The following is a 21,977-nucleotide window of genomic DNA, read 5'->3' on the forward strand; positions in this document are numbered from 1 at the left end:
CCCATGGCAGACACAGCAGACACGGACGGGCAGTCGCAGTCGGCAGCACCGGAGGATCAGGCATCACCGGGGGATCAGGCATCACCGGAGGATCAGACATCACCGGAGGATCAGGAAGAGCAGGGGAATCAGGAGGAGGGGGATCAGGAGGACGCGCAGCGGCTGCGCAGGATCAACGCCTGGGCCGCGGCCGAACGGGTCCTGATCCGGGCGCCCATGAACCTCTCGCTCGGTGAGCGGCTGACCGCGCTGGCGGCCGGGGCCGGGGCCGTCACCGATCTCGACCGCCCCGCGGACATCTACGGCGACGGCGTCGTCGCCGAGCTGGAGGAACGGATCGCTGGCCTGCTGGGCACGGAGGCCGCCGCGTTCTTCCCGACCGGGACGATGGCGCAGCAGGTCGCGCTGCGGTGCTGGGCCGGGCGGACCGGCAACCCCACGGTGGCACTGCACCCGCTCGCCCACCCCGAGGTCCACGAGCGCGGCGCGCTGGGGGCGGTGAGCGGGCTGCGCACCGTCCACCCGACCTCCGCGCCCCGGCTGCCCACGGCGCAGGAGATCCGCGACTTCGAGGAGCCGTTCGGCACGCTGATGCTGGAGCTGCCGTTGCGCGACGCCGGTTTCGTCCTGCCGACGTGGGAGGAGCTCCAGGACGTGGTGGCGGCCGCCCGGGAGCGCGATGCGGTGGTGCACATCGACGGCGCGCGGCTGTGGGAGTGCGCCCCCCACTTCGGGCGGGAGCTGCCGGAGATCGCGGCGCTCGCGGACAGCGTGTACGTGTCGTTCTACAAGACCCTCGGCGGCCTCTCCGGCGCCGCGCTGGCCGGTCCCGCCTCGCTGATCGAGGAGGCCCGCACCTGGCGCCACCGTTACGGCGGGCAGCTCTTCCAGCAGTTCCCGGCGGCGCTCGCGGCCCTGATCGGCCTCGATCAGGAGCTGCCGCAGCTGCCTTCGTACGTGGCACAGGCCAAGGTGGTGGCCGGGGCACTGGCCGAGGGCTTCTCGGCGGCCGGCGCCCCTTGGTTCCGGGTGCATCCGGAGCCGCCGCACACGCACCAGTTCCAGGTGTGGCTGCCGTACGGGGCGGACGTCCTCACGGAGGCGGCGGTGCGGCAGGCGGAGGAGACGGGCGTCTCCCTCTTCCGCAAGTGGTACCCCGCGGCCGCCGGACCGCCCGGGACGTCGTTCACCGAGATGACGGTGGGACGTGAGGGGCTGCAGTGGACCGCCGACGACGTACGGGACGCGGTGCGGGAGTTCATGGAGCGGCTGGTCTGAGGACGGAGCGGCTGGTCCGAGGACTGTCGCGCGGCGCGGGTTCGGTGCCGTACTCAGGCACCGGACGGGCGGCACTTCCCGAGCTTCCCGGACTTCCCGGACTTCCCGGGCCTCCCGGATCTCCCGGACCTCCCGAGCTTCCCGAGCAGGGAGCGGAGCGCCGCCCACCGGCGGCCGTACGCCGGGCGGCCCGCGATCACCGCTTCGAAGCGGCGCCGTTCGCGGGCCTCGCGCACCACACCCCAGTCGTGCCGGCCCGGCAGTGGCGGCGGCAGCTCGCCCCGCTGGGCCGCGCGATAGCTGTCGATCATGTGCTGCTGAATGGCGTCCATGGCCTCAGCGTGGGCCGGTCCCGGCCGGCCCCGCCCGCCGATTGACGAGCCCCGTCAAATGGCGCCGGGCCTTTCGCTGGCACCCCGCACTATGGAGGGGTGAGCGTGCACATCGACATCGCCGGGCTGAGTCCCGACCGCATCGTCTTCGAGACCTCCCCCCTCGCCGAGCTGGGGCTGGCCCTGCATGCCCTCTCCGAGCCGGGACACCACCCGGGCCTGCACGGCTGGGCGACGGCGACCTCCAGCGCGCTGGAGCCGGACCTCGCCGACCGGCTGCACGAGGCCGATTTCCTGTGGCGCCACACGTTCTCGGACGTCTTCATGCCGTTCGCCGGGGTCCGCCGCGGCAACGGCAGGACGGGCGCCAACCTAGCCGAGGACCTCGACATCCTCGACCGGCTGGACGACGAGCGGTTCGTCGCCGCCGCCCTGGAATTCACCTGCACCAGCTTCTACGGGCTCGGCGCGCCCTCCCCGCTCACCGATCCGACGATGCGCGCCCGCGCCCTGGAGATGGCGGCGGCGCGCGGCCCCCGGCAGGTGGAGTTCGCCCAGCAGCTGCTGACCGATCCGGCGCCCGTGCGCCGCTGGGTGCGGCGCCTGTTCGAGGACTGCGAGCGGGCGTTCTTCGCGGACACCTGGCGCCGGGTGCAGGTCCAGCTGGCGGCCGACGCCCGGCACAAGAACGATCTGCTGCGGCGCAAGGGGATCGGCGAGGCGATGGGCGCGGTGTCCACGGCGCTGACCGTCGACGAGGCCGGGACCAGGATCAGCGCCGACAAACTGAGCGAGGGCCGGACCAGCGCCGTCGGCCCCGGGCTCACCCTGATCCCGTCCACCTTCGGCTGGCCGCACCTCAACCTGCTGCACGCGCCGGGCTGGCGCCCGGTGATCCACTACCCGGTGCACCAGCCCGAGCTGCCCTCGCCCGCCTCCGTGGAGCTGCTCCAGCTGCGCATGGAGGCGCTGGCCCACCCGATGCGGATGCGGCTCTGCCGCCACCTCGCCCGTTCCCCGCACACCACCGGCCAGCTCGCCGACACGCACGGCATCACGGCGCCCGAGGTCTCCCGGCATCTCGCGGTGCTGAAGAAGGCGGGCCTGGTCAACACCCGGCGGCGCGGCCGGTACGTACTGCACCAGCTGGACCTGACCTCGGTGGCACGGCTCGGCAGCGACTTCCTCGAAGGCATCCTGCGCTGAACCGCCGGGCCCCCCGGTCGGCTGAACCCCCGGGCCGCCCCGGTCAGACGGAGCCGCCGCCGGCCCGGACCATGCCCGTCTCGTACGCGAGAACCACGACCTGCACCCGGTCGCGCAGACTCAGCTTGGTGAGGATGCGGCCCACGTGCGTCTTCACGGTCGCCTCGGAGAGCACCAGGCGCGCCGCGATCTCGCCGTTCGACAGGCCCTGGGCGACCAGCAGCATCACCTCGCGCTCGCGTTCGGTGAGCCGGGCGATGTCCTTGTGCTGCGGTTCGCTGTTGCCGCTCGGCAGCATCGGGGAGAAGCGGTCGAGCAGCCTGCGGGTGGTGGACGGGGCGACGACGGCGTCCCCGCTGTGCACGGAGCGGATGGCGGCGAGCAGCTCGGCGGGCGGCACGTCCTTGAGCATGAAGCCGCTGGCCCCGGCCTTCAGCCCGGAGAAGGCGTACTCGTCGAGGTCGAACGTGGTCAGGATGAGCACCTTGGGCGCGTCCGGCTCCGCGCACATCCGCCGGGTGGCCTCGACACCGTCCAGCCTCGGCATCCGTACGTCCATCAGCACCACATCGACGGCGGTGGAGCGGAGGTTCTCGATCGCCTCCGCGCCGTCGCCCGCCTCGGCCACGACCTCCATGTCCGGCTGGGCGGCGAGCACCATCCGGAATCCGGTGCGCAGCAGCACCTGGTCGTCGACGAGCATCACGCGGATGGCCATGAGGTGTCCTGTCTCCTGTCTGTTCCTGCAGATCCGAAGTTCTGCCCTGCAAGTCCGAGGTCCGAGCTCCGAGGTCCGAAGTCCGAGGTCCGAAGTCCGAGGTTCTGTCCTGTGGCGATTCCGAAGAACCAGGCCCTAGTGGGCCGGCTTGAGCGGCAGCAGCGCGCTGATCCGGAAGCCGCCGCCGGGGCGCGGCCCGGCGTCCAGCGTGCCGCCGACCATGCCGACCCGCTCGCGCATCCCGATCATTCCGTGGCCCGCGCCGTCTGCGCCGCCGTCCTCGTACAGTTCGTGCGCCGCGCCCCGGCCGTCGTCCTCGACCAGCAGCCCGAGCCCGTCGTCGAAGTAGACCAGACGCACGCTGGCCCCCGCGTCGGGACCGCCGTGCTTGCGGGTGTTGGTCAGGGCCTCCTGCACGATGCGGTACGCGGTCAGCTCGACCCCGCTGGGCAGCGGGCGCGGGGTGCCCTCGACCTTGAAGTCGACGGCCAGGCCGGTCTGCCTGACCTGCTCGATCAGGTCCTCGATCTGGTCCACGTCCGGCTGCGGGACGTACTCCCCGCTCTCCTGCGCATCGCCCGTCCGCAACACCCCGAGCAGCCGCCGCATCTCGGCGAGCGCCTGCCTGCCGGTGCTGGAGATGGTCTCCAGTGCCTGCCGGGCCTGGTCGGGTGCGGCGTCCATGACGTACGCCGCGCCGTCGGCCTGCACCACCATCACCGACACGTTGTGCGCGACGACATCGTGGAGCTCGCGGGCGATCCGGGCCCGCTCGGCCGCCACCGCGACCTTCGACTGCGCCTCGCGCTCCCGCTCCAGCCGGGCGGCGCGCTCTTCCAGCTGGCTGAAGTAGGCACGCCTGGTCCGCATCGAGTCGCCGAGCACCCAGGCGAGCACGAACGGCACGGTCAGCACGACGACGATGAAGACCTGCTCCGGCCACCCGGTGTCCGGCATCTCGTTCTGCCAGCGCAGCTTGGACAGGCCCGCCGCGCACAGACTGCAGACCAGCGCCAGCCGGGACGCCCAGCGCTCCCCGACGGTGGCCACGGTGAAGACGATCACCAGCATCGCGAAGTTCATGACGCCGGGCCCGAAACCGGTCACCAGCTGCGCCACCCCCATCGCGATGGCGAGCAGCAGCATCTTCTCCGGTGCGCGCCGGCGCAACGCCACGACGACACAGAGGCCGAGGGTGATCGGAACGGCGGCGACGCGCTCCAGTCCGCTCGCCGGGCCACCCACCATGGACAGGCCGGAGAGCCCGAGGAGGACGACGGCCCAGAAGCAGTCGACGCCCGTCGGGTGTCTGCGGATGAAGTCGTAGAGGCGCTGCACGTGACCCAGCGTAGGGACAGGCGAGGGGCGCCCGGGTCAGCCGAAGGGCCGATCCGGCTCGGGGGACCGTACTCCCCAAGGTGGAGACTTGGACAGGTGACGGATGAGTGGCGTGGGTGGCAGGTGGCGGCGGAGACCGCTTTGTACGGGGACGGGGGGTTCTACCGGAGCCCCGAAGGGCCGGCGGGCCACTTCCGTACCTCCGTCCACGCGTCCCCGCTCTTCGCCTCCGCCGTCGCCCGGCTGCTGGTCAAGACGGCACACGAACTGGGCACCGGCTCGGTCGACCTGGTGGACGTGGGCGCCGGCCGGGGCGAGCTGCTGACAGGGGTGCTGGCCGCTCTGCCGGCGGCGGGCGGCGACGGCCTCGACGTAAGGGCGTACGCCGTGGAACGCGCCGGCCGTCCGCCCGGCCTGGACCCCCGGATCGAGTGGTGCGCCGAACCGCCGCCGCGGACGTACGGGCTGCTGTTCGCCAACGAGTGGCTGGACAACGTCCCGACCGAGGTCGCCGAGACCGGCCCGGACGGCGTCGACCGGTACGTCCTGGTCCGGGCGCAGGACGGCACCGAGCGGCTGGGCGAGCCGGTGACCGGGGCGGACGCCGAGTGGCTGCGCCGCTGGTGGCCGTCGGCCGGTCCGGGCTCCCGCGCGGAGATCGGCCGCCCCCGCGACGAGGCCTGGGCGCGGGCGGTGTCCACGGTGGCCGGGGGGCTGGCCGTGGCGGTGGACTACGCCCATGTGCGCGACGCCCGGCCCCCGTTCGGCACCCTGACCGGCTTCCGGGGAGGCCGCGAGGTCCGGCCGGTGCCGGACGGCAGCTGCGACCTCACCTCGCACGTGGCGCTGGACGCCTGCGCCGCGGCCGGGTCCTTCGCCGGTGCGCCGCCCGAGCTGCTGAGCCAGCGCGAGGCGCTGCACCGCCTCGGCGTCAGCGGCGGACGCCCGCCCCTGGCCCTGGCGTCGGCCGACCCGGCCGGCTACGTACGGGCGCTCGCCTCGGCGGGCGAGGCGGCGGAGCTGACGGCCCGGGGCGGCCTCGGCGACTTCGGCTGGCTGATGCAGCGCAGCGGCTGAACGACGGGCGCCCCGGGCCCTGGGATCGGAACCCCGGCGCGTTCACGCGATACTGGCCGCATGACGGAGACGACGGTCGGCATCGGCGGCGCGGCGGAGAGCACCGACATGGTGCTCAACATCGGCCCGCAGCACCCCTCCACCCATGGCGTGCTCCGACTGCGCATCGTCCTGGACGGCGAGCGCATCCGGCACGCCGAGCCGGTCATCGGCTACATGCACCGCGGCGCGGAGAAGCTGTTCGAGGCCCGCGACTACCGGCAGATCGTGATGCTCGCCAACCGCCACGACTGGCTGTCGGCGTTCTCCAACGAGCTGGGCGTCGTGATGGCCGTGGAACGCATGCTCGGCATGGAGGTCCCGGAGCGCGCGGTCTGGACCCGCACCCTGCTCGCCGAGCTGAACCGGGTCCTGAACCATCTGATGTTCCTCGGTTCGTACCCGCTCGAACTCGGCGGGATCACCCCGGTGTTCTACGCCTTCCGCGAGCGCGAGGAGCTCCAGGCCGTGATGGAGGAGGTCTCCGGCGGCCGGATGCACTACATGTTCAACCGGGTCGGCGGCCTCAAGGAGGACCTGCCGGCGGGCTGGCTCGGCCGCGCCCGGGACGCCGTCGCCTCGGTCCGGTCCCGGATGGACGTCTACGACGACCTGGTGCTCGGCAACGAGATCTTCCGGGGCCGCACCCGCGGCGTCGGCGTACTGTCCGCCGAGGCCGTGCACGCGTACGGGGTGTCCGGGCCGATCGCCCGCGCCTCGGGCGTCGACTTCGATCTGCGGCGCGACGAGCCGTACCTGGCGTACGGGGAGCTCCAGGACACCCTGAAGGTGGTCACCCGCACCGAGGGCGACTGCCTGGCCCGCTTCGAATGCCTGCTGGAACAGACGCACAACGCCCTGGACCTCGCGGACGCCTGCCTGGACCGGATGGCCGACCTGGCGCCCGGCCCGATCAACCAGCGGCTGCCCAAGGTGCTGAAGGCCCCCGAGGGCCACACCTACGCCTGGACCGAGAACCCGCTCGGCGTCAACGGCTACTACCTGGTGTCCAAGGGCGAGAAGACCCCGTACCGGCTGAAGCTCCGCTCCGCCTCGTACAACAACATCCAGGCGCTCACCGAGCTGCTGCCGGGCACACTGGTCGCCGACATGGTGGCGATCCTGGGCTCGCTCTTCTTCGTCGTCGGCGACATCGACAAGTAGCGGCCGCCGTCCCGGGGCCCGGGCCGGCCGCCGCCCCGGGGCCCGGGACGGCGACCGGCCCGCTACGAGATCGCGCTGCGCAGCTCCGCCACGTCCAGCTGCTCGGTCTCGTCGTGCGCGGTCAGGTCGATGACCTCGCCGACGGCCCGGTTCTCGGCCTTGCCGGTGCGGTGCGCGGCGAGCGCCTCCTCGCCCACCACGTCGGCGAGGTCCTCGTTCTGCACGGACTCGATCGCGGCCCGCGCCGCCTTCTGCGTACCGAAGAAGTCGAAGCTGCCCTGCGGCACCGGATGGCGGCGGGACGCCGCGTACGGGGCGACGGCGGTGGAGGCCGGTGCGGTGCGTGCCGGGGGCAGCGCGGCGGACTGCCGGGGCGCGGGCAGGGCGGCCGGCGGACGCAGGTGCTGCGCGCCGGTCCGGTCCTCGGCCGCGGCGTGCCTGCCCCGCTGCTCCTCCGCCTCCCGGGACCGCTCCGCGAGATCACGCTTCCTGGCCTGCTCGGCGGTGCGGCGCGCCTCCTGGAGCGCCCCGTTGCGGGAGAGGTCCTCCAGCGCCTGGGCGGCACGCAGATAGGCGGCCGGCGTCGGGGTGGAGCGGGCGGCGGGCAGCTCCCGGGGCGTGGCGGCGGCTTCGAGCGCGAGCTGCCTGCGGCCCTCCAGGGCGCTGGCCCGCTCGGTCTCGGCGGTGGCGTACCGGCGCAGCAGGGCGGCGTGCTCGCCGCGCAGGTTGGCGAGCTCCACGCGCTTGCGGCGCAGCTTCGTCTCCAGCCGGGTGCGCAGCTCCCGCGACTCCTCCAGGTCGGACTCCAGCTCGGCGATCCGCTCCTCGGCCCGCCATTCGTCGCTGGCCCGGGCCCGGGTCAGCTCCGCGACCCGGCGGCCGGCCTCCCGGTCCCAGCTGCGCATCAGATACGCGCCGGTCACGGCGGCGGCCGCGGCGGCTGCCGCCAGACCGCGCAGGACCAGGGGCTCGGCGAGCAGCCAGGTGCTTCCGGCACAGAGGACCGAGACTCCGACGACTGCCGACGACGGAAGGATTCTGTGCAGAGGTGGCGAATGGCGATGGCGTCCACGTGGCATGGCCTGAAATTTACCGTGTGTACGGGGCACTTGGGGGGCCGCCCGGCAATCTGTTCCCTCCCGGTTACCTGACGGCCCCCATTCTCCTGCCCGACGGCCCCTTTCCCCCTGATTTCCTACTTCTGGACGAGGCCCTTCGAGCGCAGATACTCCTTGGCCACATCCGCGGGCTTTGCGCGCTCCGCGTCGACCTTGCGGTTCAGTTCCGCGAGATCTTCGGTGGTGAGCGCCTTGGTGAGCTTGCCGAGCGCGTCGGCGATGTCCTGCGAACCGGCGTCCTCGGCATTGAGGACCGGCAGCACGTTGTCGGCGTTCTGGAGCTTCTTGTCGTCCTCCAGGAACACCAGGCCGTAGCCGTCCAGCACCGCGTCCGTGGTGGTGGTGAGGACCAACTGGTCCTTGCCGTCCTTGACCGCCTGCTTGGACTGCGGCGTACCGACTCCCTTGGGGTCGATTCCGGTGACATCGATGCCGTACGTCTTCTTCAGACCCGGTGCGCAGAACGGCCGCACCTCGCACTCGTCACCTGCCGCGATCTTCACCGCGACCTTCGACCTGCCGAGGTCGGAAAGGGTCTTGAGCTTGTTCTTCGCGGCGAATTCCTTCGTCACCGCGAAGGCGTTCTGGTCGACGGCCGCACCGGCCGGGAGCACCTTCAGTCCGCGCGGGGTGGCGAGCTTCTCCAGCGCGGCGACCGTGGCCGCCGTGTCACCGGAGGCGACCGGCGCCTTCTCGGCCTTCTTCGCGCCGTTCACCTTGGCATTGAGGAATTCGGCGATCGTCGCGGCGTATTCCGGGACGACATCGATCTCGCCCTTCTCCAGCGACGGCTCGTACAGTTCCCGGTTCGCCACCGTGGTGATCGAGGTGCTGTATCCGGCGTCGCCCAGGATCTGCGCGTACAGCTCCGCGAGCACCTTGGACTCGGTGAAGGAGGCGGCGCCGACGACGAGCGAGCCCTTCTTGCCGGAGCCCGCTCCGGAGGACGCCGAGCCCGACTTGTCCTTGTCCTTCTCCAGGCTGTCGCCGCCGCAGGCGGCGAGCGAGCCGGCCAGCGCGACCATGCCGATGACCGCGCCGGCTATGCGCGAGGTCTTGCTCATTCTGTTCTCCGTTTCATGTGGCGTAGCTGCCATGCAGCCGTCATGCCGTCCGGCGGCGGCGCAGCGGTGACAGCAGCCGGTCCAGGCCCACCAGCACCGCCTCCACCAGCAGCGCGAGCACGGCGACCAGCACCGCCCCCGCGACCACCTGCGGTGTGTTGTACGTGTTGAACCCGGCGGTGATGATCCGGCCGAGGCCGCCCTGGCCGACCATCGCGGCGATCGTCGCCGTGGCGACCACCTGGACGGCGGCGGAACGCAGCCCGGTCATGATCATCGGGTAGGCGAGCGGAAGCTCGACCCGTACGAAGAGCTGCCCTCCGGACATCCCCATGCCCCGCGCCGCCTCCGTCACCGACCGGTCGACCTCCGTCATCCCGACGTAGGCGTTGGTCAGCAGCGGTGGCACGGCGAACAGCACCAGCGCGATGACCGTCGGCACATATCCGGCGTTGCGCAGCGGCGAGACCATGAAGAGGGCCAGCACCGCGAAGACCGGGACCGCCCGCCCCACGTTGGAGAGGTTGACGGCCAGCGCGCCGCCCTTCCCGATGTGCCCCAGGTACAGCGCGACCGGCAGCGCGATCGCGCAGGCCAGGGCGAGCGAGACACCGCTGACGTACAGATGCTCACCGAGCCGGTGGGCCGCCCCGCTCTCCCCCGACCAGTTGGCGCCGGTGGTGAGCCAGGTCCAGGCCTCGCCGAGAACTCCCATGGATCAGACCGCCTTTGCCACGGTGTCCGCGTCCGTCCGCACCGCACGTATTCGGGTCCAGGGGGTCAGCAGCCGCTGCACACCGAGCAGCAGCAGATCCGCGACGACCGCGAGCAGGACGCACAGGACCGAGGCGGTGAGCACCTGGGCCTTGAAGAAGCTGGGGAGCGCGTCACCTATGAGGTTGCCGAGGCCGCCCCTGCCGATGATCGAACCGACCGTGGTCAGCGCGATCGTCGACACCGTGGCGATCCGCACACCGGCCATCAACGCGGGCATCGCCAGCGGGAGTTCGACCTCCCAGAGCAGCCGCACCGGCCCGTACCCCATCCCCTTCGCGGCCTCCTTCGCCTCCTGGGGGACGGCTTCGAGGCCGGCCAGGATGTTCCGCACGAGGATGGTCAGCGAATACAGCACCAGGCCGGTGACCACCAGCGCGGCGGAGAGCCCGAACAACGGCAGCAGCAGCGAGAACATGGCGAGCGAGGGCACGGTGTAGAGGATCGTCGTCAGCCCGAGCACCGGTCCGGCGAAACGGCGGCTGCGGCGCGCGAGCAGCGCCAGCGGAAAGGCCACCAGCAGTCCGATCACCACCGAGACCGCGGTGATCCAGATGTGCTGGACCGTCGCGTCGGTCAACTCCTGACTGCGGGAACGGAGATACTCCCCGCAGATCCAGTCGTTCGTCACCAGGCAGTTCTGTCCCGCGGCCATCCGTCCCCACCTCCCGGTCACCGTCTCGTACGTATGTATGGGCGACCCTATCCTCGACCACTGACAATCGCGGGGGCCGTTGTATTTCAGCAACACGTCCTTCACAGAACACGCGTCACAATGGGGAACCATGATCCGTTTCGAGCACGTCACCAAGCGGTACGCGGACGGCACCACCGCCGTCGACGACCTTTCCTTCGACGTCGCCGAGGGTGAACTGGTCACGCTCGTCGGACCGTCGGGGTGCGGCAAGACGACCACCATGAAGATGGTGAACCGGCTGATCGAACCGACCGAGGGACGGATATTCCTCGACGGGGACGACATATCCGCCATCGACCCCGTCCGACTGCGCCGCCGTATCGGTTATGTGATCCAGCAGGTCGGACTCTTCCCGCACCGCACGGTGCTGGAGAACACCGCGACCGTCCCGCATCTCCTGGGCTGGAAACGGGGAAAGGGACGGGAACGCGCGGCGGAACTCCTCGACCTTGTCGGACTTGACCCTTCCGTTTATGGCGACCGCTATCCGGAACAGCTCTCCGGAGGTCAGCGTCAACGCGTCGGCGTGGCAAGGGCACTGGCCGCTGACCCGCCGGTGCTGCTGATGGACGAGCCTTTCGGCGCGGTCGACCCGGTCGTACGGGAACGGCTGCAGAACGAATTCCTGAAACTTCAGGAACAGGTCCGTAAAACCGTCCTGTTCGTCACGCACGACATCGAGGAAGCGGTCCGGCTCGGCGACCGGATCGCCGTCTACGGGCAGGGTTCCATCGAGCAGTTCGACTCCCCGGCCACCGTGCTCGGCGCACCCGCCACCCCCTATGTCGCGGACTTCGTCGGCGCCGACCGCGGCCTCAAGCGGCTCTCCGTCACCCCCATCGAGGAGGGCGACCTCGACCAGCCGCCCGTCGTCCACCTCGACGACTCCCTCGCGAAGGCGACCGAGCGGCTGCGGGCCGAGGGGGCGCGCTGGGCCGTCGTGCTGGACGGCCAGGACAATCTGCACGGCTGGATCCCCGCCGACGGAGCCGGGGCCGGGGCCGACGGCACGGTGCGCGCGCACGCCCGCCGGATGGAGGCGTGGCTGCCCGTCGGCGCCCCGCTCAAGCAGGCGTTCGCCACCATGCTCCAGCACGACGCGGGCTGGATCGCCGTCATCGACGCGGAGTCCACCGGCCGGTTCCTCGGCGTGCTCACCCCGGCCCGGCTGCACGAGGCGCTGCGCCGCTCGATCGACGCGGACGCCCAGGACGTGCCGCGCGCCGAGGTGGCGGTCGAGACCGTGGCGAGCGTCGGCAAGACCGCCGCCGGGTGAGCCGGGAGACCCCGCGCGTCAGTTCTCGCTGAGCCGGCTGCTCATCCAGTCCAGCGCCGAGGGGATCTCCCGCCGCCAGGTGTTGAAGTTGTGCCCGCCGCTGTCGAGCACGATCGAGGAGACCTGGGCGGGCGACTTCACCTTGGAGATGAACTGCTGGGTGGAGCGGTAGTTCCCCTCGCCGTGCCTGGACGTCGTGACCAGGAAGGACGAGTCGGGCTGCTTCGGCAGGTGGTCCAGTGTCCACATCAGATCGGCGCGGTTGCGCGCCTGCTGGTCGCCCTGGAAGAGGTCACCGGTCGTCGGGTCCTCGGCCGCCTTGTAGTACGCGGAGAGCCCGACGCTCGCGGCGAACCGGTCCGGGTGGTGGAGGCCGATCTTCAGCGCGCAGTAACCGCCGGTCGAATTGCCCATGATGCCCCAGTTGTGGGCCAGCCTTCCGACCCGGTACCCGTCCGAGACCACGTTCGGCAGATCCTCCGCGAGGAACGTCTCGGTCTGCGGCCCGCCCTTGATGTCCACGCACTCGGTGTCCCTCGGCGGCGCCAGCGTCGGCCGCAGCATCACCAGGATCATCGGCTGTGCCCGGCCCGCCTTCACCCGTTCATGCGCCGTACGCGGATATCCGAGACCCTTCAGGAGGTTCTCCGGGATGCCCGGGTACCCGGTGAGGACGACCACGGCGGGGAACTTGCGGCGGGCGAACGCCGGCTGGAAGTACTCGGGCGGGAGGTACACGTACGCCGAGCTCTCGATCCCCGACCGCCGGCCCGAGATCACCACCTTGTCGATCCGTCCGCTCTTCGCCGGCCGCGAGGCGCCCGGCACGTCCGGCAGCTGCATCCCGACCCGGACGATGTTCTTGGCCGCCAGGGTCCCGGCCGCGTGGTCCGTGACGACGCCCAGATCCTGCTTCTGGCCGAGCAGATCGGCCCACGATCCGTAGAAGAGGAAGGAGTTGTTGGCCAGCAGACCGACCGAGGAGAAGACCATCACCTGGGTCACCAGCAACAGGCCGACCCGGCCCAGCACCGCGCGCACGCTGCGGCGGGCCAGCCGGGGCCAGAGCCAGATCGTGGCGGCGAAGAACACCAGGGCCAGTCCGATGACCAGACCCAGGAACACATTGCTGGTGAGACCCATGGGGGTGAGCTTTCTTGTCTGGAAATTTCCGGCTGTCGGGTGAACCCCGGATCCGGAAGCCTCGTCCTACAAGTCGCACATCGTCCTGAGGGCTACGACCGAAGGACTCAAGAATCTCTCGCGGAACCACGGGAAGCGATGTCTGTCACGCTAGATGGGGATAAATCGGGATCGGTTCCGAGCTCTGTACGCAAGTTCGTACGCGGCCCGCGCCCCGAATCCGTACCGACGCTGGTCGGTACCGCCTGCACCGTCGTCGGCCTGATCGATGTCGCCGCAGGCGTTTTCCCGCGCTTCCGGCACAGCCGGATGCACACCCTCGCCGAGGTGCTGCCCGGCGCCCTCGGGCCGTTCGCCGCCGCGCTCTCGCTGAGCGCCGGCGTACTGCTGCTGCTGCTCGCCCACGGCCTCAAGCGGCGCAAGCGGCGGGCCTGGCGGGCCGCCGTCGTACTGCTGCCGGCCGGAGCGCTGGCGCAGTTCACCTACCGGCACTCGGTCATCGGCACGCTCGTCTCGCTGGTGCTCTGCCTGCTGCTGGTCCGCAACCGCGGCGAGTTCGCCGCGCTCCCCGACCCCCGCAGCCGCTGGCGGGCACTGGCCAACTTCGTGCTCCTCGGCGCGGGTTCGCTGGCCCTCGGGCTGGTCGTCGTCAGCGCCCACCCCGGCCGGGTCGTCGGCAGCCCCAGCGTCGCCGACCGGCTCCAGCACGTGCTGTACGGAATGCTCGGCTTCGAGGGGCCGGTCGAGTACGCCGGCGACACCTCCTGGACCGTGGCGTACTCCCTCGGCGCCCTCGGCCTGCTGACCGCCGTCACCACCATCTACCTCGCCTTCCGCCCCGAGCACCCGGCCGCCCGCCTCACCGAGGACGACGAGGCCCGGCTGCGCGCCCTGCTGGAGAAGCACGGCGGCCGCGACTCGCTCGGCCACTTCGCGCTCCGCCGCGACAAGGGCGTCGTCTTCTCCCCCAGCGGCAAGGCCGCCGTCTGCTACCGCGTGGTGTCCGGGGTGATGCTGGCCAGCGGCGACCCGATCGGCGACGTGGAGGCCTGGCCCGGCGCCATCGAACGGTTCATGGACGAGGCCAGGGCCCACTCCTGGACCCCCGCGGTGATGGGCTGCAGCGAGACCGGTGGCGAGGTCTGGACCCGCGAGACCGGGCTCGACGCCCTGGAACTGGGCGACGAGGCGGTGGTGGATGTCGCGGATTTCTCGCTCGCCGGGCGCGCGATGCGCAACGTACGCCAGATGGTGAAGCGCATTGAACGCCTCGGCTACGAGACCCGGGTCCGGCGCGTGAGCGAGATCGGCGAGGACGAACTCGCCCGCATCCGCCGGGCCGCCGACGACTGGCGCGGCACCGACAACGAACGCGGCTTCTCCATGGCGCTCGGCCGGATCGGCGACCCGGCCGACGGGGACTGCGTCATCGCCACCGCCCACAAGGCCGACGAGCACACAGACGGCTCCCCCTACGGCGACGTGAAGGCCGTACTCCACTTCGTCCCGTGGGGCCGCGACGGGATGTCCCTCGACCTGATGCGCCGCGACCGCTCCGCCGACCCCGGCATGAACGAACTGCTGATCGTCGCCGCCCTCCAGGCGGCCCCCCGGCTCTCGGTCGAGCGCGTCTCGCTGAACTTCGCGATGTTCCGCTCGGCGCTCGCCCGTGGCGAGAAGCTGGGCGCCGGACCGGTGCTGCGGACCTGGCGCGGACTGCTGATCTTCCTCTCCCGCTGGTTCCAGATCGAGTCGCTGTACAAGTTCAACGCCAAGTTCCGCCCTCGCTGGGAGCCCCGCTTCGTCGTCTACCGCGCCGCCCGCGACCTGCCCCGCATCTCCCTCGCGGCGATGCAGGCGGAGGGCTTCGTGAACCTGGCGCTGCCCCGCCCCTTCGCCCGCCGCTTCCCGGCCCCGCGGCCCCGCCCCTGCGCCCACACCGCCGCGCCGGGCCGGGAGCAGCACGCGCGCGCGGCGTAGCTCCGCTCCGTACGGGGCCTACGCTGGTCGCATGAGTACGTTGCGTGGACGAGGCACGGTCCAGGGCCTTCCGGAGTGGGACCGCTGCGCGGTCATGGGTGTCGTGAACGTGACCCCGGACTCCTTCTCCGACGGAGGGCGCTGGTTCGACACCACGGCCGCGGTCAAACACGGCCTCGACCTGGTGGCCCAGGGCGCCGACCTGATCGACGTGGGCGGCGAGTCGACCCGCCCCGGCGCCAGCCGGGTGGACGCCTCGGAGGAGCTGCGGCGCGTGGTTCCGGTGGTTCGGGGTCTGGCGTCCGAAGGGGTCACGGTCTCCGTGGACACCATGCGGGCCCGGGTCGCCGAGGAGGCGGTCGCGGCCGGAGCCGCCCTGGTCAACGACGTGAGCGGCGGCCTCGCCGATCCCGACATGGTCCGGGTCGTCGCCGCGGCCGGCACCCCGTTCGTCGTGATGCACTGGCGCGGCTTCAGCGAGTCCATGAACAGCCGGGCGGTGTACGGGGACGTCGTCGCCGAGGTCGCCCGGGAACTGCGGGAACGCATGGACGCCGTGGTCGCGGGCGGCATCGCCCCGGAACGGATCGTGATCGACCCCGGGCTCGGCTTCGCCAAGGACGCCGCCCACGACCTCTCCCTGGTCGCCCACCTCGACGAGCTGCGCGCCCTGGGCCGCCCGCTGCTGGTCGCCGCCTCCCGCAAGCGCTTCCTCGGCCACGTACTGGCCGGTGAGGGCGCCGCCCCGCCGCCCGCCCGCGAACGCGACGCCGCCACCGCGGCGATCTCCGCGCTCTCCGCCCACGCCGGTGCCTGGGCCGTCCGGGTCCACGAGGTACGGGCCACGGCCGACGCCGTGCGGGTCGCCCGCGCCGTCGAGGGAGCCGCGTGAGCGGGCCCCGCGACGAGCACGCGGAGGCGGCCGCCGACATCGCGGCCGTCGAGCAGGCCAACACCGCCTTCTACGAGGCGATGGAGCGCGGCGACTTCGAGGAGCTCTCCGGGCTCTGGCTGCCGGGCGAGGACCTCACCGTCTCCTGCGTCCACCCGGGCTGGCCGGTGCTGAGCGGCCGCGGCGAGGTGCTGCGCAGTTACGCGCTGATCATGGCGAACACCGAGTACATCCAGTTCTTCCTGACCGACGTCGGGATCTCGATGACCGGTGACACGGCCCTGGTGACCTGCACGGAGAACATCCTCAGCGGTGGCCCCGCGGAGGACGGGAACGCGCTCGGACCGCTGGTCGGCCAACTCGTCGTGGCCACCAATGTGTTCCGTCGCACACCCGACGGCTGGAAGCTCTGGTCCCACCACGGCTCGCCCGTACTGACCGAAACCGGCGAGGAAGAGGACGAAGAGACGCCCTCCTGACCCGCCTGTCGGGCGGCCGCGCCCCCGAACGGGGTTGGAACGGGACAGCGCGGGTATACGCGGCTACCAGTCCCGTGGAGCCGCGTCCACGGCCCCCGCGGGCGAGCACTGTCGGTGCTCGCAGGTAGATTCGAAAGAGAGCACCTCGCCGTCCGCACGCGGCCCCGTGTCTCTACGACCAACGACAGCAGGAGTGATTCGCGTGGATCGTGTCGCGCTGCGCGGCCTCAAGGCCCGTGGGCACCATGGCGTCTTTCCCAAGGAACGGGAAGAGGGCCAGACCTTCATCGTGGACCTGGTGCTCGGCCTGGACACCCGCCCCGCGGCAGCCTCCGACGACCTGACGAAGACCGTGCACTACGGCGTCGTCGCGGAGGAGGTCGTCGAAGTGGTGCAGGGCGACCCCGTCGACCTGATCGAAACGCTCGCGGAGCGCATCGCCCAGCAGTGCCTCAAGCACGAAGGAGTCGAGGAGGTGGAGGTCGTGGTGCACAAGCCGGATGCGCCGATCACCGTCCCCTTCGACGATGTGACCATCACCATCACCCGGAGCCGAGTATGACTGCGTTTTCCACCGAAGGGCAGAGCGACCCGACCGTCCAGCCGGTGCCCGCCTCCGTGGTCGAGCAGGTGGACGCGGCGGACGTCACCCTCTCCAACCCCAAGCGCGCCGTGATCTCCCTGGGCTCCAACCTCGGCAACCGCCTGGAGACCCTCCAGGGCGCCATCGACGCCCTGGAGGACACCCCCGGCCTGCGGGTCAAGGCGGTCTCCCCGGTGTACGAGACGGAGCCCTGGGGCGTCGCCCCCGGCTCCCAGCCCTCGTACTTCAACGCGGTGATCGTCGTGAAGACGACGCTCCCCCCGTCCTCCCTCCTGGAGCGCGGCCAGGCCATCGAGGAGGCCTTCGACCGGGTCCGCGAGGAGCGCTGGGGCCCGCGCACCATCGACGTCGACATCGTGGCGTACGCGGACGTCGTCTCCGACGACCCGGTGCTCACCCTCCCTCACCCCAGGGCCCGTGAGCGGGCCTTCGTCCTCGCCCCGTGGCACGACGTCGACCCCGAGGCCCAGCTGCCCGGCGCCGGCCCCGTCGCGGAGCTGCTGGCCGGAGTCGGCCGCGACGGCGTGCTGCCCCGGGCCGATCTGGAACTCCGCCTGCCCGAGTAGTCGTTAGTCTCAGTCGTTAGGCTCGACGGAAACGGATCACCGGCGGCGAAGGGCGGATCACTCGGTGAAGCAACTCAGGCTCGGGGTACTGGTCGCCCTCTTCGCCGCTGCCGGGGTGCTCTCCTGGGGCGGTGCCCGCCTCTGGGACTCCCTGGGCAGCCTGCCGAGCGTTCCCCTCGCCGCGCCGATCGTGCTCGCGGTGATCGCCGTCATCCTGCTGGCGACGGCGCTCTCGATCCGTTCCCGGCTGCGCGCCCAGCGCGAGCGCCGGCCGGGAGCCAAGGGCATCGAGCCACTGATGGCGGCACGCGCGGTCGTCTTCGGCCAGGCCAGCGCCCTGGTCGTCTCCCTGGTCTCCGGCATGTACGGCGGCACCGGCGTCTTCCTGCTCGGCTCCCTCGACATCCCGGCCCGCCGCGACCAGGCGATCTACGCGGGCTTCGCCGTCCTGGCAGGCGCCGCGGTGGTCGCCGCGGCCCTCTGGCTGGAACGCATCTGCAAGCTCCCGGACGACGAGGACAACGACCGGAGCTCGGCGGCCGCGTAGGCCCACCGAGCTCCTGTGGTACGGCTGCGCCCCGGTGCTCCGGTCAGCGCGCCATGATCAGGCTCATGGCCTCGGCGCGCGTCGCCGGGTCGCGGAGCTGTCCGCGCACCGCCGAGGTCAGCGTCTTCGCCCCCGGCTTGCGGATACCGCGCATCGACATGCACATGTGCTCGCACTCGACGACGACGATGACGCCGCGCGGCTCCAGGATCTCCATCAGGGACTCGGCGATCTGCGTGGTGAGCCGCTCCTGGACCTGCGGACGCCGGGCGTAGACATCGACCAGCCGGGCCAGCTTGGAGAGGCCGGTGATCTTTCCGCTGGTGGCCGGGATGTACCCGACGTGCGCGACGCCCCGGAACGGCACCAGGTGGTGTTCACAGGTGCTGAAGACCTCGATGTCCTTGACCAGCACCATCTCGTCGTGGCCGAGGTCGAACGTGGTCGTCAGGACGTCCTCGGGCTCCTGGTGGAGGCCCGCGAATATCTCCTTGTACGCCCGTGCCACCCGGCCCGGCGTCTCGCGCAGTCCCTCGCGGTCCGGGTCCTCGCCCACCGCGATGAGGAGTTCGCGTACGGCGGCCTCGGCCCTCTTCTCGTCGAACTCGCCGATCGAACCCTGGCCGTCCAGCGTCACCGGGTCGGTCATCTGTGCCTCGTTCCTCTGAGCTGTCACGCGCCATACCTCCGCACGGACGTACGAAAAAGCCGCGCCCCCACAGGCTAGAACCTGTGGGGGCGCGGCTTCCATTCCGGGCCCGGTGCGATCCCCGTGAAAGGGGCCACACCGGGGAACGGGATCAGCTCTCGGGCCGGTCCTCCGGGACGACCTCGGTGGCCGGGACGGTGTCCGTGGGGACGACCGAGCCGTTCGCCGTGGTGGCGCCGTTGGTGAGGGCGAGCTCCTTCGGCGAGAGCACCGGGGGACGCGTCGAAGGCGTACGCCGGGCCGAACCGGTCCACGCCGGACGGGCCGGGCGCTTCACGATCGGGGCGAAGATCTCGGCGATCTCCTCCTTGCCGAGCGTCTCCTTCTCAAGGAGCTGGAGCACCAGGTTGTCCAGGACGTCGCGGTTCTCGACGAGGATCTCCCACGCGTCGTTGTGGGCGGTCTCGATGAGCTTCTTGACCTCCTCGTCGACGAGGGCCGCGACCTCTTCCGAGTAGTCGCGCTGGTGGCCCATCTCCCGGCCCACGAAGGGCTCGGTGTTGTCGCCGCCGAACTTGATCGCGCCGAGCCGCTCCGTCATGCCGTACTGCGTGACCATCGCGCGGGCCGTTGCGGTGGCCTTCTCGATGTCGTTGGCGGCGCCGGTGGTCGGGTCGTGGAAGACCAGCTCCTCGGCCGCGCGCCCGCCCAGCATGTAGGCCAGCTGGTCGAGCATCTCGTTGCGCGTCGTGGAGTACTTGTCCTCCTCCGGGAGCACCATCGTGTAACCGAGGGCGCGGCCGCGGGAGAGGATCGTGATCTTGTGGACCGGGTCCGCCTGGGGGGAAGCCGCCGCGACCAGGGCGTGTCCGCCCTCGTGGTACGCGGTGATCTTCTTCTCCTTCTCGGACATGATCCGGGTCCGCTTCTGCGGGCCCGCCACGACGCGGTCGATGGCCTCGTCGAGCATCTTGTTGTCGATCAGCTTCAGATCGGCGCGCGCCGTGAGGAGCGCCGCTTCGTTCAGCACGTTCGACAGGTCGGCACCGGTGAAGCCGGGCGTACGACGGGCGACGGCGCCGAGATCGACGTCCTTCGCGACCGGCTTGCCCTTCTGGTGCACCTTGAGGATCTCCAGACGGCCCTGCATGTCCGGCCGGTCGACCGCGATCTGCCGGTCGAAACGGCCCGGGCGCAGCAGCGCCGGGTCGAGGATGTCCGGCCGGTTCGTGGCGGCGATCAGGATGACGCCGCCCTTCACGTCGAAGCCGTCCATCTCGACGAGCAGTTGGTTCAGCGTCTGCTCGCGCTCGTCGTGCCCGCCGCCCATTCCGGCACCGCGGTGCCGGCCGACGGCGTCGATCTCGTCGACGAAGACGATCGCCGGGGCGTTCGCCTTGGCCTGCTCGAAGAGGTCACGGACCCGGCTGGCACCGACACCGACGAACATCTCGACGAAGTCGGAACCGGAGATCGAGTAGAACGGGACGCCCGCCTCGCCGGCGACGGCGCGTGCGAGCAGCGTCTTGCCCGTACCGGGAGGCCCGTACAGCAGGACGCCCTTGGGGATCTTGGCGCCGACGGCCTGGAACTTCGCCGGCTCCTGGAGGAACTCCTTGATCTCCTGGAGCTCCTCGACGGCCTCGTCCGACCCCGCCACATCGGCGAACGTCGTCTTCGGGGTGTCCTTGGTGATCAGCTTGGCCTTGGACTTCCCGAACTGCATGACCCGGGAGCCGCCGCCCTGCATCTGATTCATCAGGAACAGGAACACGACCACGATCAGGACGAACGGCAGCAGCGAGAGGAGGATCGAGATGAACGGGGACTGCTTGGACGGCGAGACCGTGTAGCCCTCGTCGATCTTGCCGCTCTCGAACTTCTGCTGCAGCGTGTCCGCGAGCTGGACACCCTGGTTGCCGATGTAGCTCGCCTGGAACTTGGTGCCGGACTCGCCCGAGAGCTTCTGGCCCTTCTTCAACTCGATCTTGATGATCTGATCGTCACCGGTGGTCAGCTTGGCCTGCGCCACCTGGTCCTTGCTGATCGCCTGGATCACCTTGCCGGTGTCCACCGATTTGTAGCCGCCCGACGAGCCGACGACTGTCATCAACACGACCACGGCGAGGACGGCCAGCACGATCCACATGACCGGCCCACGGAAGTATCGCTTCACGTCCATCCATACGGGGCGAAGCCGCCCCGTCCCTCCTGCCCGTAGGTAAATGCTGCTGTGAGAAAAGACTGTTCTTCGGACGGTACCCCAGCATTGTCACCCGCGACTGCCGGGGACGTCTGTCAAAACCCGCCTTCGAAGGCTCAACGGCGGGGATCCCGTGAAAGGTTCCCCGCCGCCGGCTCCGGTCGGTCCGGGCACCGCCGGTGCCGGGCGAAGGGCTCCGTACGGAGGTCAGCCCCCGTAGACGTGCGGGGCGAGGGTGCCGACGAAGGGGAGGTTGCGGTACTTCTCGGCGTAGTCGAGGCCGTAGCCGACGACGAATTCGTTGGGGATGTCGAAACCGACCCACTTGCAGTCGAGCGCGACCTTGGCCGCGTCCGGCTTGCGCAGCAGGGTGCAGATCTCCAGGGACGCGGGCTCCCGCGAGCCGAGGTTCGACATCAGCCACGACAGGGTCAGCCCCGAGTCGATGATGTCCTCGACGATCAGGACGTGCTTGCCCTTGATGTCGGTGTCCAGGTCCTTGAGGATCCGGACCACTCCGGAGGACTGGGTGCCGGCGCCGTACGACGAGACGGCCATCCAGTCCATGGTGACGGGGGTGGACAGCGCGCGCGCCAGGTCCGCCATCACCATCACTGCGCCCTTGAGGACGCCGACGATGAGCAGGTCCTTGCCCGCGTACTCCGCGTCGATCTTCGCGGCCAGTTCGACGAGCTTCGCGTCGATCTCTTCCTTGGTGAGGAGCACCGACTGAAGGTCGGTGCCCATGTCCTTCTCGTTCACCCGCGTCTCTTTCTCTGCCTGCCGGGTCCGGGGTGTTGCCCCCGCACCTGCGCGGCCGCTCGCCTGCGTGT

Annotated in this window: 22 protein-coding genes; 11 read left to right on the plus strand and 11 right to left on the minus strand. The window is 70.9% G+C overall.

Translation table 11 applies throughout. The features are described 5' to 3' along the window. Positions 1-3 precede the first annotated feature (3 nt). Positions 4-1,278: a threonine aldolase family protein gene (locus tag EES42_RS19110; RefSeq protein ID WP_124719481.1), complete on the plus strand. Its 1,275-nt coding sequence runs from the start codon at positions 4-6 to the stop codon at positions 1,276-1,278. Between the two features lie 53 nt (positions 1,279-1,331). Here EES42_RS19110 and EES42_RS19115 read toward each other — a convergent pair whose 3' ends face one another. Beyond that, positions 1,332-1,610, minus strand: a complete 279-nt coding sequence (locus tag EES42_RS19115) for a hypothetical protein (RefSeq protein ID WP_124719482.1) — start codon at positions 1,608-1,610, stop codon at positions 1,332-1,334. A gap of 105 nt (positions 1,611-1,715) precedes the next feature. Here EES42_RS19115 and EES42_RS19120 point away from each other — a divergent pair, with 105 nt between their 5' ends. Next, positions 1,716-2,816: a DUF5937 family protein gene (locus tag EES42_RS19120; RefSeq protein ID WP_124720129.1), complete on the plus strand. Its 1,101-nt coding sequence runs from the start codon at positions 1,716-1,718 to the stop codon at positions 2,814-2,816. Between the two features lie 43 nt (positions 2,817-2,859). Here the strand turns inward: EES42_RS19120 and EES42_RS19125 are convergent, their stop codons facing one another. After that, a complete protein-coding gene (locus EES42_RS19125) occupies positions 2,860-3,534 on the minus strand; it encodes a response regulator (protein WP_124719483.1) in 675 nt (224 codons plus the stop codon). 135 nt (positions 3,535-3,669) lie between these two features. Next, positions 3,670-4,872 (minus strand): sensor histidine kinase, encoded by a 1,203-nt coding sequence (locus tag EES42_RS19130; protein ID WP_124719484.1) that lies wholly within the window; start codon positions 4,870-4,872, stop codon positions 3,670-3,672. Between the two features lie 96 nt (positions 4,873-4,968). Here EES42_RS19130 and EES42_RS19135 point away from each other — a divergent pair, with 96 nt between their 5' ends. Beyond that, positions 4,969-5,949, plus strand: a complete 981-nt coding sequence (locus tag EES42_RS19135) for an SAM-dependent methyltransferase (RefSeq protein WP_124719485.1) — start codon at positions 4,969-4,971, stop codon at positions 5,947-5,949. 60 nt (positions 5,950-6,009) lie between these two features. Continuing rightward, positions 6,010-7,152 carry an NADH-quinone oxidoreductase subunit D gene (locus EES42_RS19140; protein WP_124719486.1) on the plus strand — a complete coding sequence of 381 codons (1,143 nt, stop codon included), beginning with the start codon at positions 6,010-6,012 and terminating at the stop codon, positions 7,150-7,152. Positions 7,153-7,214: 62 nt separating this feature from the next. Here the strand turns inward: EES42_RS19140 and EES42_RS19145 are convergent, their stop codons facing one another. From EES42_RS19145 to EES42_RS19160, 4 genes are all read right to left on the minus strand, one after another. Then, a complete protein-coding gene (locus EES42_RS19145) occupies positions 7,215-8,231 on the minus strand; it encodes a hypothetical protein (RefSeq protein WP_206433517.1) in 1,017 nt (338 codons plus the stop codon). A gap of 116 nt (positions 8,232-8,347) precedes the next feature. Beyond that, on the minus strand, positions 8,348-9,334 hold the full coding sequence (locus EES42_RS19150) for an ABC transporter substrate-binding protein (RefSeq protein ID WP_124719487.1): 987 nt from the start codon (positions 9,332-9,334) through the stop codon (positions 8,348-8,350). Between the two features lie 40 nt (positions 9,335-9,374). Continuing rightward, a complete protein-coding gene (locus EES42_RS19155) occupies positions 9,375-10,049 on the minus strand; it encodes an ABC transporter permease (RefSeq protein WP_124719488.1) in 675 nt (224 codons plus the stop codon). 3 nt (positions 10,050-10,052) lie between these two features. Then, entirely contained in the window at positions 10,053-10,763 is a 711-nt protein-coding gene (locus EES42_RS19160) for an ABC transporter permease (protein WP_124719489.1), read from the minus strand. A gap of 130 nt (positions 10,764-10,893) precedes the next feature. Between EES42_RS19160 and EES42_RS19165 the strand changes: the two genes are divergently transcribed. Then, positions 10,894-12,081: an ABC transporter ATP-binding protein gene (locus EES42_RS19165; RefSeq protein ID WP_124719490.1), complete on the plus strand. Its 1,188-nt coding sequence runs from the start codon at positions 10,894-10,896 to the stop codon at positions 12,079-12,081. A gap of 18 nt (positions 12,082-12,099) precedes the next feature. Here the strand turns inward: EES42_RS19165 and EES42_RS19170 are convergent, their stop codons facing one another. Further along, positions 12,100-13,224 (minus strand): alpha/beta hydrolase, encoded by a 1,125-nt coding sequence (locus EES42_RS19170; protein ID WP_124719491.1) that lies wholly within the window; start codon positions 13,222-13,224, stop codon positions 12,100-12,102. A 138-nt stretch (positions 13,225-13,362) separates the two neighbouring features. On the opposite strand from EES42_RS19170, the gene EES42_RS19175 reads away from it, so the two are divergent. The 6 genes from EES42_RS19175 (at position 13,363) to EES42_RS19200 (ending at position 18,292) form a co-directional block, all read left to right on the plus strand. Next, a complete protein-coding gene (locus EES42_RS19175) occupies positions 13,363-15,204 on the plus strand; it encodes a phosphatidylglycerol lysyltransferase domain-containing protein (RefSeq protein ID WP_124719492.1) in 1,842 nt (613 codons plus the stop codon). A 94-nt stretch (positions 15,205-15,298) separates the two neighbouring features. Further along, positions 15,299-16,096, plus strand: a complete 798-nt coding sequence (folP, locus tag EES42_RS19180) for a dihydropteroate synthase (RefSeq protein WP_241196522.1) — start codon at positions 15,299-15,301, stop codon at positions 16,094-16,096. Continuing rightward, positions 16,093-16,575, plus strand: coding sequence for a nuclear transport factor 2 family protein (locus tag EES42_RS19185; RefSeq protein WP_124719494.1), 483 nt, complete (start codon positions 16,093-16,095; stop codon positions 16,573-16,575). Before folP ends, EES42_RS19185 begins: the two co-directional genes overlap by 4 nt. A gap of 202 nt (positions 16,576-16,777) precedes the next feature. Continuing rightward, positions 16,778-17,137 (plus strand): dihydroneopterin aldolase, encoded by a 360-nt coding sequence (folB, locus tag EES42_RS19190; protein WP_124719495.1) that lies wholly within the window; start codon positions 16,778-16,780, stop codon positions 17,135-17,137. Then, positions 17,134-17,745 (plus strand): 2-amino-4-hydroxy-6-hydroxymethyldihydropteridine diphosphokinase, encoded by a 612-nt coding sequence (folK, locus tag EES42_RS19195; protein WP_124719496.1) that lies wholly within the window; start codon positions 17,134-17,136, stop codon positions 17,743-17,745. Before folB ends, folK begins: the two co-directional genes overlap by 4 nt. A 64-nt stretch (positions 17,746-17,809) precedes the next feature. Then, a complete protein-coding gene (locus EES42_RS19200; protein WP_124719497.1) occupies positions 17,810-18,292 on the plus strand; it encodes a DUF3180 domain-containing protein in 483 nt (160 codons plus the stop codon). Positions 18,293-18,335: 43 nt separating this feature from the next. On the opposite strand, the gene folE is transcribed toward EES42_RS19200, so the two are convergent. The 3 genes from folE to hpt all read right to left on the minus strand — a co-directional run bounded on the left by folE (position 18,336) and on the right by hpt (position 21,891). Further along, a complete protein-coding gene (gene folE / locus EES42_RS19205) occupies positions 18,336-18,941 on the minus strand; it encodes a GTP cyclohydrolase I FolE (RefSeq protein WP_093547466.1) in 606 nt (201 codons plus the stop codon). A 151-nt stretch (positions 18,942-19,092) separates the two neighbouring features. Next, positions 19,093-21,123 (minus strand): ATP-dependent zinc metalloprotease FtsH, encoded by a 2,031-nt coding sequence (ftsH, locus tag EES42_RS19210; RefSeq protein ID WP_124719498.1) that lies wholly within the window; start codon positions 21,121-21,123, stop codon positions 19,093-19,095. Positions 21,124-21,351: 228 nt separating this feature from the next. Further along, the gene (gene hpt / locus EES42_RS19215; protein WP_072487175.1) at positions 21,352-21,891 is read right to left on the minus strand and encodes a hypoxanthine phosphoribosyltransferase; all 540 of its coding nucleotides are present in this window, start codon (positions 21,889-21,891) and stop codon (positions 21,352-21,354) included. Positions 21,892-21,977 lie beyond the last annotated feature (86 nt).

This window comes from Streptomyces sp. ADI95-17 (assembly GCF_003846175.1).
In the GTDB taxonomy this organism is placed as follows: domain Bacteria; phylum Actinomycetota; class Actinomycetes; order Streptomycetales; family Streptomycetaceae; genus Streptomyces; species Streptomyces sanglieri.

Bases quoted from the DNA above. Each gene is read 5' to 3' on its own strand.
- folP (WP_241196522.1), top strand. From the start codon at position 15,299: ATGGGTGTCGTGAACGTGACCCCGGACTCCTTCTCCGACGGAGGGCGC.
- EES42_RS19175 (WP_124719492.1), top strand. From the start codon at position 13,363: ATGTCTGTCACGCTAGATGGGGATAAATCGGGATCGGTTCCGAGCTCT.
- EES42_RS19145 (WP_206433517.1), bottom strand. From the start codon at position 8,231: ATGCCACGTGGACGCCATCGCCATTCGCCACCTCTGCACAGAATCCTT.
- ftsH (WP_124719498.1), bottom strand. From the start codon at position 21,123: ATGGACGTGAAGCGATACTTCCGTGGGCCGGTCATGTGGATCGTGCTG.
- folK (WP_124719496.1), top strand. From the start codon at position 17,134: ATGACTGCGTTTTCCACCGAAGGGCAGAGCGACCCGACCGTCCAGCCG.
- EES42_RS19170 (WP_124719491.1), bottom strand. From the start codon at position 13,224: ATGGGTCTCACCAGCAATGTGTTCCTGGGTCTGGTCATCGGACTGGCC.
- EES42_RS19115 (WP_124719482.1), bottom strand. From the start codon at position 1,610: ATGGACGCCATTCAGCAGCACATGATCGACAGCTATCGCGCGGCCCAG.
- EES42_RS19140 (WP_124719486.1), top strand. From the start codon at position 6,010: ATGACGGAGACGACGGTCGGCATCGGCGGCGCGGCGGAGAGCACCGAC.
- EES42_RS19150 (WP_124719487.1), bottom strand. From the start codon at position 9,334: ATGAGCAAGACCTCGCGCATAGCCGGCGCGGTCATCGGCATGGTCGCG.
- hpt (WP_072487175.1), bottom strand. From the start codon at position 21,891: ATGGGCACCGACCTTCAGTCGGTGCTCCTCACCAAGGAAGAGATCGAC.
- folE (WP_093547466.1), bottom strand. From the start codon at position 18,941: ATGACCGACCCGGTGACGCTGGACGGCCAGGGTTCGATCGGCGAGTTC.
- EES42_RS19165 (WP_124719490.1), top strand. From the start codon at position 10,894: ATGATCCGTTTCGAGCACGTCACCAAGCGGTACGCGGACGGCACCACC.
- EES42_RS19160 (WP_124719489.1), bottom strand. From the start codon at position 10,763: ATGGCCGCGGGACAGAACTGCCTGGTGACGAACGACTGGATCTGCGGG.
- EES42_RS19110 (WP_124719481.1), top strand. From the start codon at position 4: ATGGCAGACACAGCAGACACGGACGGGCAGTCGCAGTCGGCAGCACCG.
- EES42_RS19125 (WP_124719483.1), bottom strand. From the start codon at position 3,534: ATGGCCATCCGCGTGATGCTCGTCGACGACCAGGTGCTGCTGCGCACC.
- EES42_RS19155 (WP_124719488.1), bottom strand. From the start codon at position 10,049: ATGGGAGTTCTCGGCGAGGCCTGGACCTGGCTCACCACCGGCGCCAAC.